Source organism: Pseudomonas poae, from assembly GCF_001439785.1.
Lineage (GTDB): Bacteria > Pseudomonadota > Gammaproteobacteria > Pseudomonadales > Pseudomonadaceae > Aquipseudomonas > Aquipseudomonas poae.
The window spans coordinates 110159-127109 of the sequence record NZ_JYLI01000001.1 but is presented as its reverse complement, the minus strand read 5'-3'; the positions used below and the strand labels follow the sequence as shown (position 1 = coordinate 127109).

At 66.6% G+C, this 16951-nt stretch carries 2 protein-coding genes; both read right to left on the bottom strand.

Translation table 11 applies throughout. The features are described 5' to 3' along the window. Positions 1–23: 23 nt before the first annotated feature. Positions 24–13913 carry a non-ribosomal peptide synthetase gene (locus tag TU75_RS00425; protein WP_060547894.1) on the bottom strand — a complete coding sequence of 4630 codons (13890 nt, stop codon included), beginning with the start codon at positions 13911–13913 and terminating at the stop codon, positions 24–26. Positions 13914–13947: 34 nt separating this feature from the next. Continuing rightward, positions 13948–16932 (bottom strand): non-ribosomal peptide synthetase, encoded by a 2985-nt coding sequence (locus TU75_RS00420; RefSeq protein ID WP_060547893.1) that lies wholly within the window; start codon positions 16930–16932, stop codon positions 13948–13950. Positions 16933–16951: the final 19 nt, after the last annotated feature.

Below are 16951 nucleotides of genomic sequence, written 5' to 3'. Positions count from 1 at the left end.
TTGGAGAGAACGGCGCGCCGTTCTCAGGAATTCGGTTTGCTCTTGAGCTTGCCCAGCAGCGTGTCGAGGGACTTCTGATTCAGTGCCTTGGCCAACGGAAAGTCGGACGGCATCAGCGCGCCGGCCGTGGGATCAAGGCAGTGTTCGAGCAATGCTTGCAGGTGCGTCAGCAGGCGCGCGGGCAGGTCGCGATCGGCCTCGGCGCTGACGCTGTGCCAATGCAGGTGCAGCACGCCGTCCTCCAGCCACGCCACCACTTCTCGGGCATGACTCACACGGTTGGCGGGCGCGACCTCCGCCGGCGCCGCCAGGGTGCTGGCGCGCAGCCAGCCGGCGGGCGGTTGCTCGTGGCCCAGGTAGTTGAACAGCACGTCACCGCTGCCCGCCGGCAATTCGCCGCGCAGGCGCAGCAAGCCATAGCCCAGGCCCTGGCCAGGCACCGCGCGCAAGGCTTCCTTGGCCTGGCGCGCCCAGTCGCCCACGCTGCCACGGGCGTTCACCCGCAGCGGGAACAGGGTGGTAAACCAACCCACGGTGCGGCTGACATCCAGCCCTTCAAAGCCTGCGTCGCGGCCATGGCGTTCCAGGTCAACCACGACCTCCTGGCGCTGATCGACTTCGGCAAGGGTCGCCACCAGCGCGGCGATCAGCAGTTCTTCCGGCTGGGTGCGGTAGGCCGCGTGGGACTCGGTCAGCCATTGCTGGGTGCGCGTGGCATCCCAGCGTGCCGACAGGGTCTGGCGCTCGGCCACCGTGGCCTGCGGCATCGGGTTGACGGCGAGTTGACGGCTCCAGTACGGCTGTTCGGGGCTGGCTGCGCGGGCGTGCAACTGCTCGGCCCATTGGCGGTAAGCCGTGGTTTTTGCCGGCATGACCACCGGCGCGCCGCTTTCCAGGGCGGCATACACCTGCTGGAAGTCTTCCAGCAACGGCCCCCAGGACACGGCGTCGATCACCAGGTGATGGGCCACCAGATACAGGCGCTGCGGCGTGCCTTCCAGCAGCGCTGCGGCGAACAGCGGACCGTGTTGCAGGTCCAGGCTCTGCGCGACCTCTTGCAGGTGCCGCGCTTGAGTTGCAAGGGTTAACCGGGCCGGTTCCACCGTGGCAATAACCGCCTGCCATTGGCCGTCCACTTCGCTGAAACGCAGGCGCAATGCGTCGTGATGAGCGATCAGTTTATCCAGCGTTTGTTGCACCAGCGCTGGTTGCAGTGGACGCTCGCTGTCAGCCAGCACCGATTGGTTCCAGTAGGCAGGCTGCGGTTGCTGCTGGTCGAAGAACCACTGGTGCAAGGGCATCAACGGCATCGCACCGCTGATGTCGCCTTGCTCGGCCACGGCCCGCAGGGGCGTGATCAGCTGCGCCAGGCCCGCCGGGGTCTGGGCGCGGAACAGGTCTTTGGGCGTGAGGGCGTAACCCTGGTCGCGCAGCTGCGAAATCAGCTTGAGGCCGAGGATCGAATCACCGCCCAGGGCAAAGAAACTGTCCGCGGTGCTGACCGCACGGCCGCCGGTGAGGCTGTCACCGAGCAGGTCGCTGAACAGCTGACACACCAGGCCTTCCAGCGCATTACGGGGCGCAACCGCTTCCTCTTGGCGCTGCGGCAGAGGCAGCGCCGTCAGCGCTTTGCGGTCGAGCTTGCCATTGGTGGTCAGTGGCAGGCTTGGCAGTGGCACCCAAACGGCAGGCACCATATAAGCCGGCAGTTGAGCGCTGAGTGCGCTGCTCAGGTCCGCCTCGGCGGCAGCGCCGCTGTAGAACGCCACCAGCCGATTGTCGATCACCAGCGTGCAGGCGCCGCTGATGCCGGGCTGCCCGAGGAGCGCTGCGTCGATTTCGCCCAGCTCGATACGCTGGCCGCGCAGCTTGACCTGATGGTCGAGGCGGCCGAGGTAGTCGATATTGCCGTCCGGCAGGAAGCGGCAGCGGTCACCGGTGCGATACATTCGCTCACCGTTGATCGTCAAAAAGCGCTCGGCGCTAAGGTCGTCACGCTTGAGGTAACCCCGGGCCACGCCCACACCTGCGATGTACAACTCGCCGATGCTGCCAATCGGCAACGGTTGCTGCTGATCATCAAGAATGTGCAGGCGCAGGTTGGCGATGGGCTTGCCGATCGGCACCACCGCGTCATCCACCGAACAACGCCACACCGACACGTCAATCGCCGCTTCGGTCGGGCCGTACAGGTTGACCAGCGCCGCCGGGTGGCGACTCATGAAACGCTGCACCAGATCCGCCGGCAGGGCTTCGCCGCTGGCGAACACCTGACGCAGGCTGCGGCAAGCGGCCAGGCTCGGCTCTTCGGCAAATGCGCGCAGCATCGACGGCACGAAGTGCAGGGTGGTGACCTGTTCCTGCTGGATCAACTGGCTGAGGTAAGCCGGGTCACGGTGCCCATCGGGACGTGCCACCACCAGCGTGGCGCCGGTGATCAGCGGCCAGAAGAATTCCCACACCGATACGTCGAAGCTGTACGGGGTCTTTTGCAATACACGGTCATTGGGCCCAATCGGGAACGCGTCCTGCATCCAGTGCAGGCGGTTCATCAGCGCGCCGTGTTCGTTCATCACGCCCTTGGGCTGACCGGTGGAGCCGGAGGTGTAGAGCACGTAAGCCAGATCACTGGCCTGCACGTTCAGCGGTTCGCCATTTTCAGCGCTGGGCAGCGTTTCCAGCGTCCAGGCATTGTGGCCTGCCGGCAGGCGCGACAGCCACTGGGGTTGGGTCAAGGTCACGGGCGCGTCGGCGTCGGCAATCAAAAACGCCAGACGCGCGGCCGGCAACTCGGGATCGAGTGGCAGCCAGGCGGCGCCGGCATGCACGATGCCGAGCAAGGCGACGACCATCTCCACCGAGCGCTCCATGCACACCGGCACGATCGACTCGCGGCCAATGCCGGCCCCGCGCAGGGCGCGGGCGACGGTGTGGGCGCGCCGGTCCAGTTCGGCGTAGCTCAGGCGCTGGCCTTCGAACACCAGGGCTGGCGCATTCGGCGTAAGTGCGGCCTGTTGGCTCAGGGCCGTGTGCAGGTCGGTCGGGCCGGGATAATGCCGTTCGGTGGCATTCCATTGCGCCAGTTGCGCCTGATCCTGCTGCTGCGGGAACAGCTCGACCAGTGCGCGTTCCGGCGTTGCCACCAGGGCATCGAGCAGCGCACACCATTGCGCGCTCCAGCGTTGCATCGTCGTGGCGTTGAACAGTGCGGCCTGGTATTCCAGCGCCAGGGTCATGGCGCTGCCGTCGTCGTGCACCTCCCAGCTTTGTTCGAATTTGGCGTCGATGGCCGGCAGGGTGCGCTCTTGGAGGGCCAGTCCCGGCCATTGACGGCTGTCCATATGGCCGTGGTTGAGGGAGAACAGCACCTGGAACAGCGGCGTGCGGTTGAGGTCGCGGCGCTGGGTCACAGCACTGACCAGGCTGGCGAACGGCAGGTCGGCATGGGCCTGGGCGGCGCGCAGATCGGCTTCCACCGCGTCCAGCAGGGCAGCGCCCGGCGCCTGTGGGTCGACCTCGCTGCGGATCACCAGGGTGTTGACCAGGCAGGCCAGCAGGGTCTGGGTTTGCGGCTGGTCGCGCTGGTCCGCTGGGGTGCCCAGACGAATCTCGCGCCGGCCGCTGTAGCGCGCCAGCAGGGCGCTCAAGGCGCTGGCGAGCACCACATACGGCGTGGTGCCGCGCTGCTGCGCAAAGTGGCGAATCGCAGCCGAACGTTCGCGGCCCAGGCTGAGATTCAGTTGACCGGCACGCCGATCCGCTTCGGCGGCGCGTGGCTGGTCAAGGGGAAGTTCGAGGCGGTAGTCGCCCGGGCCCAGATGGTTTTTCCAGTACGCCAGGCTGGCCTCGCGACGGGCCTGGGTGTGCGGGTGCTGTTGCCACAGGCTGAAGTCGACGTAGTCGATGGGCAGGGCCGTCCACTCGGGCGCCTGCCCGTGCAGGCCCGCGCGGTAGGCCTGGGCCAGTTCGTCGATCAACAGGCGCATCGCCCAGCCATCGGTGGCGCTGTGGTGCAGGCACACCAGCAGCAGATGCTCGTCGCGGCCCTGACGCTGCAATAAATGCGCGCGCCATGGGGCGGCGTTTGCCAGGTCGAAGGGCGCCATCAAGTCGGTCTGCGCGCGGCTGTACGCGCTGTTCCAGTCGCTCTCGGCAACCGAAGTCACTTGCAGCGCCGGGCCTTGCGGATCAATCAGCAACTGCGCCTGGCCGGCCATCTCCTTGATGCGGCTGCGCAGCACCAGATGGCGCTCGCTGAGCTGGTCAAAGGCTGCACGCAAGGCGGGCACGTTCAGCGCGCCGGTCAAGGTCAGCGCGAAGGGCATGTGATATTCGCGCGATTGCGGCACCAGTCGGCTGAGCATCCAGAACCGCTGCTGCGCCAGGCCCAATGGCAAGACTGCCGGACGTGGCTGAGGTGTGATCTGTTCACCCGGCAAGGCCTGACTCAGTTGCGCGGCGAGGGCCGCGACCGTCGGCTGGGCAAACACCCGCGCCAACGGCAAGGTCACGCCCAGGCGTTCGCGCACCCGGGCGACCAGTTGCGTGGCCAGCAGGGAATGGCCGCCCAGCTGGAAAAAATGGTCGTCAATGCCCACCTGCGGGCAGTGCAGCACTTCGCTGAACAGCTCACACAGCAGTGTTTCGTTGGCGTTGCGCGGCGCGCGGTGCGGCTGCTCGCGGTTTGCCTCCGGCAGGCGGATGGCGGCGAGCGCCTTGCGGTCGAGTTTGCCGTTGGAGTTGAGCGGCAGGTGATCAAGCTGCACCAGCAGGCCTGGCAGCAGGTGGGACGGCAGTTCTTGGGCGAGCGCCGCGCGCAGGTCGGCTTCGTGGGCGTCACCGCTCCAGAAGCTCACCAGGCGTTGGTCGATCAGCAGCGTGGCAGCCTCGCGCACTTGCGGCCGGGCCAGCAGGGCGGCGTCGATTTCACCGAGTTCGATGCGCTGGCCGCGCAGCTTGACCTGATGGTCGAGGCGACCGAGGTACTCGATATTGCCGTCGGCGAGGAAGCGGCAGCGGTCCCCGGTGCGGTACAGCCGTTCGCCGTTGACTGTCAGGAAGCGTTCGGCGGTGAGGTCGTCGCGCTTCAGGTAGCCGCGCGCAACACCGACGCCACCGATATACAGCTCGCCGGCCGTACTGATGGGCAACGGCTGCTGCTGGTCATCAAGAATATGCAGTTGCAGGTTGGCGATGGGCTTGCCGATCGGCACCACCGCGTCATCCACCGAACAACGCCATACCGACACATCAATCGCCGCTTCGGTCGGGCCATACAGGTTGACCAGCGCGGCCGGGTGCCGGCCCATGAAACGCTGCACCAGATCCACAGGCAGGGCTTCGCCGCTGGCAAATACCTGACGCAGGCTGATGCAGTCAGCCAGGCTCGGCTCTTCGGCAAACGCGCGCAGCATCGACGGCACGAAGTGCAGGGTGGTGACCTGTTCCTGTTGGATCAACTGGCTGAGGTAGGCCGGGTCACGATGGCCGTCCGGACGGGCCACTACCAGGGTGGCGCCGGTGATCAACGGCCAGAAAAATTCCCACACCGATACGTCGAAGCTGTACGGGGTCTTTTGCAGCACGCGGTCATTGGGGCCAATTGGACATGCATCCTGCATCCAGTGCAGACGGTTCATCAGCGCGCCGTGTTCGTTCATCACGCCCTTGGGCTGGCCGGTGGAACCGGAGGTGTAAAGCACATAGGCGAGGTCATTGGGCTGCACGCTCAGTGGTTCAGCGTCGCTGGCGGCGGGCAGTGAGTCCAGGGTCCAGGCGTTGTGGCCTGCCGGCAGGCGCGACAGCCACTGGGGCTGGGCCAGGGTGACGCGGGCATCTGCATCCTCAATCAGGAACGCCAGGCGCGCGGCCGGCAACTCGGGATCCAGCGGCAGCCAGGCGGCGCCGGCATGCACGATGCCGAGCAAGGCGACGACCATCTCCACCGAGCGCTCCATGCACACCGGCACAATCGATTCGCGGCCAATGCCGCTTGCACGCAGCGCACGGGCGACATGTTGGGCGCGTTGGTCCAGCTCGGCGTAGCTCAGGCGCTGATTCCCGAACACCAGGGCCGGCGCATCCGGCGTGAGTGCAGCCTGTTGGCTCAGGGCCATGTGCAGATCGGTCGGGCCTGGGTAATGCCGTTGGGTGGCGTTCCACGCCTGCTGTTGCAGCCGCTCGGCGTCGGTCAGCGGCGACCATTGGCCGATCAGCGTCTGCGGTGCATCGAGCATGTTTTCCAGCAGTGCCTGCCATTGCGTCAGCCAGCGCCGGGCGGTGGCGTGGCTGAACAGCGCGCTGCGGTATTCCAGCAACACCGACAGCACCTCACCGTCATGCACTTCCCAGTTCAGGTCGAATTTGGTGGCTGCGGCCGTCACTGCCCGTTCACGCACCTGCAAGTGCGGCCACTGGTTGGCGTCGGCAGTGCCGTTCTGCATGACGAACAGCACCTGGAACAACGGCGTCTGGCCGAGGCTGCGTTCCGGCGCGAGGTGTTCGACCAGTTGATCGAACGGCACGTCCTGATGCTGGTGGGCATCGAGCACGGTGTTGCGCACCTGGTCGAGCAGGCCGGCGAAGTCCAGGCCCGGTGCCAGGTCGGCGCGCATCACCAGGGTGTTGACGAAACAACCAATCAGCGGTTGCAACTCGGCCAGTGGCCGTTGCGCCACTGGGCTGCCGACGCGTACATCGCGCTGGTTGGCATAACGCCCCAGCAGCAGTTGCGCAGCGCTGAGCAGTAGCATGTACAGGGTCGCGCCGCGCTGCTGGGCGAAATGACGCAAGCGTGCGGTCAGCTCGGCAGGCAATTGCAGCTGCACCGAACCGGCACGCGGGTCGAGCAGGTGCGGGCGTGGCTGGTCGGTGGGCAGCTCCAGGTGGTAGCTGCCATCCTCCAGTTGCGTTCGCCAGTAGGCCAACTGGCTGTCGAATCGCGCCTGCTGCGCCACCTCGCGCTGCCACAGCGCGTAGTCCGGGTATTGCAGAGCCAGCGTCGGCAGGCTGTGCTGCTCGCCTTTGTAGCAGCGGGCCAGTTCGTCGAGCAGGTTTTGCGTGGAGGCGTCGTCGGTCACGCAGTGATGCAGGGTCAGCACCAGCAATGCCTGCGTATTGCGTTTGAGCAATTGGGCGCGTATCGGCGCTTCACGGGCCAGATCAAAGCGCTGCGCGGTGGCGGCCTGGATCGCGTCTTCGCTCAGTTGCTGCCAGTGCGCGTCGGTGACGGCGTCCCAGTGCGTTACGGCCAGGGTCAGGTCGACAGGGGGCTCGATCACCAGCACCAGTTCACCGGCCGGCTCACGCACGATGCGGCTGCGCAGGATTTCGTGGCGTTGGATCACGCTGTTCAGCGCCGCTTGCAGCGCCGGCACCTGCAACTCGCCGTCGAACTGCACCGCGCTGACCACGTTGTACTCACTGGCGCCGCTCAGTTGTTCGAGGAACCACAGGCGCTGCTGTTCGAATGACAGCGGCAGGCGTGCCGGCCGCGCAGCGGGCACGAAGGTGTCGCGGGGTGTTTGCAGCGGCTGCGCGAGCAACGCCGCCAGGACGTGCAAGGTGGGGTGCTCGAACACCGCACGCAGCGGTGGCACCGTGGCAAATTGCTGACGCAGGCGCGCAAACAGCACGGCCGCCAGCAGCGAATGACCGCCCAGGTAAAAGAACTGGCTGTCACGCCCGATTGCGCTCAGCGGCAGGTGCAGCAGCTCGGCCCACAGGGCGGCGAGCTGGCGCTCGGCGTCGGTGCGCGGCGGGTCCGTGGCGTCCGGCTCGGCCTGGGTGTGCGGCGCGGGCAGGGCCTTGCGGTTGAGTTTGCCGTTATCGGTGAGGGGCAACTGATCCAGCACCACAAAGGCCGACGGCACCATGTAGTCGGGCAGCGCGGCGCCGAGGGCGTTGCGCCACGCGCTCAGGTCGGGCTGGTCGCAGCTGACGTAGGCCACCAGACGCTTGTCGCCGGGCACGTCTTCACGGGCCAGCACCACCGCCTGACGCACGCCGGGTTGCGCGCCGATCAGGGCTTCGATTTCGCCCAGCTCCACGCGAAAACCACGGATTTTCACTTGATGGTCCATGCGGCCCAGGTATTCGAGCTGGCCACCGGGCAACCAGCGCACCAGGTCGCCGGACTTGTACATCCGTGCACCTGGCAGCGGCGAGAAAGGATCGTTTATGAACACGCTGGCCGTTTGCTCGGCGCGGTTGAGGTAACCACGGGTCACCCCGGCACCGCCGATATGCAGCTCGCCGGGCACGCCCACCGGCAACGGGTTGAGGAACGCGTCGAGCACATAGGTGCGCACGTTGGCAATCGGCCGGCCAATGATCGGACGTTGCGGGAAGTCATCCACCGCGTAGCCGGTGGCGTCCACGGTGCATTCGGTGGGGCCGTAGGTGTTGAAGAAGCGGCTGCCGACGATGGACGGCAGGCGTTGCCAGAGCTGCGCGTCCACCGCATCGCCGCCAAACAGCACGAAGCGCGGCAGGTAGGTCTGGCCACGGCGCACGCCGTCGGTGTCGAGCAGGTTCTTGAGCTGCGCCGGCGTGCATTCGAAGGCGTCCAGGCGCGTGTCCTTGAAGAACTGCGCCAGGGCCGCCGGGTCGTAGCGCACGTCTTCCGGGGTGAGGTAAAGGCTGTGGCCGTCGAGCAGCAGGATGAGTTCGGCCACCGAACTGTCGAAAGCGAACGAGTAGTTGAAGCTGGTGCGCATCGGCTGGTCGGTGTAGCGGCGGTACAGGCCGTGAATGCGCGCCCAGGCCAGGTTGACCACCGACTGGTTGGTGACCAGCGTGCCCTTGGGCTTACCGGTGGAGCCGGAGGTGTACATGATGTAGGCCAGGTCATCGGGGCCGGCCAGCGCTGCGGGGTTGCTCTCGGGTTGGGAAGCGAGCAGCGCAGTATCGGCGTCCAGACGCAGGCGTGGCAGGTGGCTGCCCAACGAGTCGAGCAGGCCGTGCTGACCGACGAACAACAGCGGTTGCGCGTCGTCGAGCATGTAGGCCAGGCGCTCGGCCGGGTAGCTTGGGTCCAGCGGCACATAGGCACCACCGGCCTTGAGAATGCCCAGCAAACCAATCAGCAACTCCAGCGAACGCTCCACGCACAACGCCACCGGACTGTTGGCGCCCACGCCTTGCCCGCGCAGGTAATGGGCCACCTGATTGGCGCGGCGGTTCAGTTCGGCGTAGCTCAGGCATTGGCCTTCGAAGCACAGCGCATCACGCTCAGGCGTGCGTTCGGCCTGCTGCTCGAACAGTTGGGCGAAGGTCAGGTGCAGCGGCACGGCCATCTCGGTGCGGTTCCACTCCACCACCGTGCGCTGCCACTCGGCGGGCATCAGCAAGGGCAGGGTGGCGACCGCGCGTTGCGGCTCGGCGAGCAGCTGTTCCAGCAGGTGTTCCAGGCGCGCCAGGGTTTGCCGCGCGCTGTCCTGGGTGAAGAGGTCGAGGGCGAACATCAATTCGAGCTGAATCGGCGCATCGGCCGGGCACAGCACGTGCAGGTCGAGGTCGCATTCGGATTGTTTAAGCGGCGTGTCGAGCGCTTCGAAGGTCAGCCCCGGAAACTGCAGGCGCGATTCCATGCCCAATTGCTGCGCAACCATCACCTGATACAACGGCGCGTGGCTGAGGCTGCGCGGCAGTTGCAGGCTGTCCACCAGTTGTTCGAACGGCAAGTCCTGATGCTGCAGGCCTTCGCGCAAACGCGTGGCAACCTGGCTGACCACTGCACTGAAATCGGCCTGGGCGCTGAAGTCGGCGCGGATCGCTAAATTGTTCAGCAGGATCCCCAGCAGGCCTTCGGTGCCCGGTTGTTCACGGTGGGTGACCGGCGTGCCGATCAGTACGGTGGCGTCGCCGCTCAAGCGGTGCATCAACACCGCAAAGCCTGCGAACAGCACGCTGAAGGGCGTGGTGCCCAGGCGACTGGCGAGTGCCTGCACGCGACCGCTGAGGTCGGCGCTGAGTTGGCGTTGCACCAGCCCCGCGCGATAACTCTGCACCGACGGCCGTGGATGGTCGGTGGGCAAGGCCAGCAGCGGGCTGGCGTCCTGATCGCGACGGTCAAGGGTGCGCGTCCAGTAATCGAGTTGGCGCGCAAGTTCAGCGCCTTGCAGGTGATCACGCTGCCACAGGGCAAAGTCGGCGTATTGCAGAGGCAGGGCCGGCAATTGCGCGGCGCTGCCGTGACGTCGGGCTTCGTACCCTTGCGCCAGCTCGCGCAGGGCGATGGTGGCTGACCAGGCGTCCGACACCAGGTGATGCAGGGCAATCCCCAGCACGTGTTCGTCCGGCGCCACTTTGAGCAGGCACGCGCGCAGCAGCGGTGGCGCCGTCAGGTCGAAGGGTTGTTCGAAGGTGGCTTGCAGGGCGTTGAACTGCGCGCCTTCACGGGCGGTGGCGGCCAGGTTCGACAGGTCTTCGAATGGCAGCTCAATGTTCAGCGCGGCGCTGATGTGCTGACTCGGCACGCCGTCCACGCTGCGGATGCCGGTGCGCAGGATTTCATGGCGCGCCAGCAGGTCATTCAGGCTGGCGTGCAGGGCTGCCACGTTGAGCTGCCCGCTGAGGCGCAGGGCAAACGGGATATTGAACAGCGTGGTGCCCGGCGTCAGTTGCTCGATAAACCACAGGCGTTGCTGGGAGAACGACAGCGGCAGCAGGGCTGGGCGTGGCTTGGCGTGCGGCGCATTGACGGCGGCGGCTTGCGGTGCGGCGGCTTGCGCCTCACGCGCGGCGATGGCCACGGCCAGCAGGGCGACGGTGGGCTGTTCGAACAGTACCCGCAGCGGCAGTTCGAGTTTGAATGTGCTGCGCAGGCGCGCGACGATCTGGGTGGCCAGCAGTGAATGACCGCCGAGGGTGAAGAAGTTGTCTTCCACGCCCACGCTGTCGCGGCCCAGCACTTGGGCCCAGATGGCGGCAATGGCGGTTTCGTGTTCGTTACGCGGCGCGAGGCTTTCGCGGGCGTCGGCCTGCCAGGTCAGTTGCAGCGCGGCCAGAGCCTTGCGGTCAACCTTGCCGTTGTTGTTCAGCGGCAGGCGGTCCAGGCATTCAAAGGCGGCCGGCACCATATAGGGCGGCAACTGCGCGCGCAGGTGCTCGCTCAAGCCGCTGTTGCCCAGGCTTTCGTCATGGGCCGACCAGTAGGCCACCAGCCAGGCTTCGCCCACGCTGTTTTCGCGCAGCAACACCGCCGCTTCGCGCACGTTCGGGTGCTGGGCCAGGCGGTGTTCGATTTCGGTCAGTTCGATGCGATGTCCGCGCAGCTTGACCTGCTGGTCGCGGCGGCCGAGGTATTCGATCACCCCGTCGGCACGCCAGCGGCCAAGGTCGCCGGTGCGGTACAGGCGACCGTCGATCTGCGCATGCTCGATGAAGGCTTCGGCGCTGCGCTGCGGGTCGTGCAGATAACCGCGACCCACGCCGACACCCCCGACGCAGATTTCCCCGACCACGCCGATGGGCACCGGGCGCAGCGCTTCATCGAGCACGTACAGGCGGTTGTTGGCGGTGGGCCGGCCGATGGGCATGTGGCTGACGCTGGCGTGCGGCGCTTCGGTAATCGGCTGGAACGCCACGTCGTCGGCGCATTCGGCCGGACCGTAGGCGTTCATCAGGGCGATAGCGGGGAACCGCGCAAACCAGTCGCGGGCCACGGTGGGCGGCAGCGCTTCGCCGGTGGGCAGCACCCAGCGCAGGTCGGGCAGTTGCAGGTCGCACGGGCACAGCGCAAGCAGGGTGCGCATCAGGCTCGGGACGATTTCCAGCACATTCAGACGCTCGCTGGCGAGTACCTGCAACAGCCGTTGCGGGTCGTGGGCGACCTCGTCCGGCAGGATGTGCACGGTGGCGCCGAGTACCGGTGCGGCGAGGAATTGCCACACGCTGATATCGAAGGCCACCGAAGCGGTCTGGGGGATACGGTCGGCGGCCTTCAGGCCCAGGGCCGGGACTTTGCCGAAGATGTTATTGAGCATGCCGCGTTGTTCGATCATCACGCCCTTGGGCGTACCGGTCGAGCCCGAGGTGAACAGCACGTAGGCCAGACTGCGCGGGGTGCCGGCCGGTGCCAGCGGTGCATCGTTGGCGGTGTTCCAGGCCGCTTCGGCGAACAGCGCCTGGGGCGCGTGATCCAGACCGCTGAGCAACTGATCGAGCAGGCCGCTGCAGTCTTCGCTCGCCACCAGCAAGGGCGCGCGGGACAAACTGAGGATCTCGCGCAGGCGCTCCGGCGGGTGGTTGACCTCCAGCGGCAGCATCGCCGCGCCGGCCTTGAACACTGCGATCATCGCGGTCAACAGCGCCAGGCCACGGGGGGCCAGCAGAGCCACCAGTTGGTCCTCGGCGGCACCTGCCGCGCGCAGGGCATGGGCCAGGCGCGTGGCGCGCAGGTCCAGTTCGCCGTAAGTCAGGGACTGGCCGTCGCAGATCGCGGCCACCTGATCGCCGCGCTCGGCGACCTGGGCGGCAAACAGTTCGGCGTAGCTTTTATCCAGCGGGAAATCGTGAGGGTTGAGCGCCCAGTCGCCGAGCAATTGGTTGCGTTCATCGGCGGCCAGCAGGTCGAAACTGCCCAGCGGGGCTTCCGGTGCGGCGAGCATGCCGTGCACCAGGCTGGCCAGGTGGCCGAGCAGACGCTGCACTGTCTCGGCGGTGAACCGCTCACGGTCGTACGACACGCGGATGCCCAGTTGCTCACCAGGAAGGATCACCACGGTCAAGCCATAGTGGGTGTGCACGCTGTGGTCCATGCCATCGAGGCTGAACTGAAAGCCACCGTCAAGAATCTGCTCATCGATGGGAGCGTTCTCGAACACCAGGATGCTGTCGAACAGGGTTTCGCCACGGGGAAAGTCGCTCCAGCCCTGAATATCGGTGAGCGGCGTGTGCTCGAAGTCGCGCATCTGCACGTTGAGTGCCTGCAAGTCGCTCAGCCAGTCGCCCAGCCGCGCTTCGGGATCGACGTTGACGCGCAGGGGCAGGGTGTTGATGAACAGGCCGATCATCTCGGCAACGCCGGTGAGTTCGGCCGGCCGCCCGGCCACGGTGACGCCGAACACCACGTCGCGCTGCCCGCTGTAGCGCGCCAGCAGCAGCGACCAAACGCCCTGGAAGAAGGTGTTGGGCGTGATCCTGCGGCTGCGGCAGAAGCTCGCCAGTGCCTGGGTGTGCTGTGCGTCCAGATGGATCAGTTGGTCGTCCACCAGCACCGCATCGGTATAGCGATCGCGCGTCACGCCGTTGTCCACGGTCAGCGGCGTCGGCGCGTTGAGCCCCTGCAACTGGTCGCGCCAGAACTGCTCGGCCTTGCCCGCGTCCTGGCGTTGCAGCCACTGGATGTAGTCGCGAAACGGTCGTGGGCTGCTGATCTGCGGCGTGCGCTGGTTGCACAGCGCCTCGTAGACCTTGAGAAAGTCCACGGTCACCAGGGAAATGCACCAGGCATCCATCAGGATATGGTGGAAGCTGCGAATGAACTCATAGGCCTCATCGGCCAGGCGCATCAGGCGAAAGCGAATCAGCGGCGGCTTGGACAGGTTGAAGCCGACCTTCTGCTCCTCTTCCAGCAGCGCACGAATGCGCGCCTGCTGCTCGTGGGGCGCCACCCCGCGCAGGTCGAGGGTATCGAGGGGCACCTTGACCTCGCGGTGGATCACCTGCACCGGCTGCTTCTGGGTTTTCCACTGGAAGCTGGCCCGCAGGGACGGGTGCAGCGCCACCACCTGACGCCACGCTTCAAGAAACGCGGTCTCGTCAATGGCCCCACCGATTCGGTAGCGATCCTGCATCAGGTACACCCCGGAGTCCTCGTGCAGCAGGGAGTGGAACAGCATCCCTTGTTGCAGCGGTGACAGCGGGTAGACATCTTCGATCGGATTGCGCGTGGTCTGGTCGGTGGTCATTCAAAACGTCCTGCAGAAATAGGGGCGGCGGCGATTACAGGTCGGCGTCGTTGAGCTCGGCCATCAGCGCGTTGAGTTCGTCATCCGACATCCCGGAGGCGCTGAACTCGGCGCTTTGCGCCTGTGCAGGGCTGGCGTCCAGCGGCTGGGCGACGCTGGCCATGGCGGCGATGCTCTGGTGCTCGAACACGTGCTTGGCTGACAGCGCGATGCCTTGTTCGTGGGCCTGGGCCACCACTTGCAGGCTGAGAATCGAGTCGCCGCCGATGGCGAAGAAACTCTCGGTGACACTCACCCGAGGCAGTTTCAGCACCTTGGCAACGATGGCGTGCAACGTGGTTTCCATTGGCGTGCGCGGGGCCACGTGGCTGCTCTGGTCGAGCGAGTCCGGGTCGGGCAACTGCTGGAGATCGAGCTTGCCATTGGGCGTGCGCGGGAAGGCGCTGAGGGTGAGGACGCGGGTGGGCACCATGTAGGACGGCAAGCGTTCGCCGAGGTAACGCTTGAGTGCCTCGGAATCTGGCGCATAGCCATGGGCGGCAAGCACGTAGGCGAGCAGGCGTTTGCCGGCGGGTTGATCCTGCACGATCACTGCCGCTTCGCGCACGTCACTGTGGCTGCACAGTTGGCGCTCGATCTCGCCGAGCTCGATGCGGTAACCGCGCAACTTGACCTGATGGTCCTTGCGCCCCAGGAACGCCAGGCGCCCGTCGGCCAGCCAGCAGGCGAGGTCGCCGGTACGGTAGGCGCGGGTGCCATCGGCGAGGGTGACGAAGGCCTTGGCGGTTTCTTCGGGTTTGTGGCGGTAACCCCGGGCCAGGGTAGGGCCGGCAAGGATGATCTCGCCGGGTTCGCCGATGCCGCTGGCGACGTCGTGTTCATTGAGTACGCGCAGGTCCATGCCGGCGATCGGGCGGCCGATGGTCAGGGCGCGGTCGGTGTCGAGCACGTCGTAAGTGGCCCACACGGTGGCTTCGGTGGGACCGTATTCGTTGACCAGCAAGGCGCCGGGCAGGGCGTTGCGGTGCTGGGCAATCAGCGACGGCGGGCAGGCCTCACCGGCAACGATCCAGCAGCGCAGGCTGTCGGCGCCACCCAATTGATCCAGCAGCGCCTGGTACAGCGACGGCAGCGACAGGCCATGGCTGACCCGGTGGTGCGCGATCAGCTGGGCCAGGCGTGGCATGTCCAGTTCTTCGCCGGGCGCCGGCAAGACCAGGCGGCCGCCCTGGGCCAGGGTCCAGAAGATCCCGGCCACCGAGCTGTCGAAGGCAAATGATGACAGCAGCAGGTAGGCGCTCACGGGCACCTCATACGCGGCCATGCGCACCTGGGTGGAATGGCTTAGGGCACCGTGGCTGATTTCCACGGCCTTGGGCGCGCCGGTGGAGCCGGAGGTGTAAATCAGGTAGGCCAAGTCGTCGCTGTGGGGCAGGGGCAACGGCGGTAAGGCGCTGGCGGCGTGCAGGTCCGCCAGCACAATGCAGTGCAGGCCGGCCGGGACGCTGTCGGCCAGCTCGGGGCTGACGACGATGTGCGCGATGGCGCTGTCGGCGAGCATGTAGGCGCGCCGGTCCTGGGGGTAAGTGGGGTCCACCGGCACATAGGCGCCACCGGCCTTCATCACGGCGAGCATGGCGACGATGGCGGCGTTGCCGCGCGGGAACAGAATGCCCACCGGCACGTTGGCAGCGATGCCCGCGTCCACCAGTTGGTGCGCCAGTTGGGTGGCGCTGGTGTCCAGTTGCGCGTACGTCAGGTCACCCTGTTGATCGCTGAGGGCAACGGCATCGGGCTGGCGCTGCACCTGGCGGGTGATCAGCTCCACCAGTGTCACCGCTTCGATCACCGGTTGCTGTGTCGGTGCGGCGATGATCTGCGCTTGCTGCGGGCCGCTGATGGGCAGTTGCGCCCAGGCTCGCTGTGGGTCGGCCAGTGCCGCCTGCAGCAGTTGCGTCCATTGCTCGGCCAGGCAGGCCGCCGCGTCGGCGCTCAATACCGTGCCGTCGTAGACTAACTGAGCGCTGAGCCGCTCGGTGCCCTGATGAACCTGCAGGCACGCCTTGGCCGGGCTCATCACCGCACTGGCTGCGCGTTCGCGCGGGTCGCTGGCGCGCCAGGCGAAGGCATAACCGCCGCTGAAGTCGCCGGTGTAGTAGTCCTGCCAGCCGGCGGCATGGTCTACCAGGGTGCCGATGTGGTCGCTCTGTTCCAGCAAGGTGGCCTGCGCCTGCAGGTCGATGCGCAGGGGCAGGCGCTGCTCGAACAGGCCCACGGCGCTGTCGAGTTCCGGCCCACGGCTGGGGTGAATCAGGGTGATGGGCACTTGCTGCTGCCCGGACAGGCGCCCGAGCAGCACAGCCCAGGCGGTCAGCATCAGATGGGCGGTGAAAGACGGATGGTTGGGCAGGTTGATATCGAGGCATGCCGGGGCAAATCCACCGTCACGGGGTGTTTCCAGCGACAGTTGCAAGGCATGCCGTTCGTGCTCGGCCGCAGGGTGCCAGAACAGCGCGCCAGGATGCTCCGGTGCGTCTTCGACCAGGCTCCAGCGCCATTCGGCGTAATCGGCGTATTGCAGGGTGTCGGCCAGGTCCGGCGGGGTGTCTTGCAGCAGGGCGGTCGCCAGCAGCTTGAGGCTGGCGAGGTCCAGATGACTGCTGGCGGCAGCCAGGTGCAGCACCTGGCCGTCGGGCTGTTGCACGAGGGTGACCGTCAGGGGTTGTGTCCAGTCCTGGGGGAGCGACGGGATCTGCTGCGCCACGTTGACGCGCAGCGCGCAGGTGTCATGGATCACCTGCACCGGGTGGCGCAAACCGGGCACCGGAGTGAGCTGGGTGCGCAGGATTTCGCTGCCGCCCGCCAGCGCCTGCAAGCGCTGTGTGAGGGTGTCGGCGTCGACCGCCCGGGTCACGGTCCATTGCAGCTGGCAACCGAACGGGTGGCGGGTGCCGCCGTTGAGATGTGGGTAAAGGGAAGCCTGTTGCGGCGAGATGCGAAAGCCTTGAAGTCCGTTCATGTTCAACTCAACTGCAGAA

Bases quoted from the DNA above. Each gene is read 5' to 3' on its own strand.
- TU75_RS00425 (WP_060547894.1), bottom strand. From the start codon at position 13,913: ATGACCACCGACCAGACCACGCGCAATCCGATCGAAGATGTCTACCCG.
- TU75_RS00420 (WP_060547893.1), bottom strand. From the start codon at position 16,932: ATGAACGGACTTCAAGGCTTTCGCATCTCGCCGCAACAGGCTTCCCTT.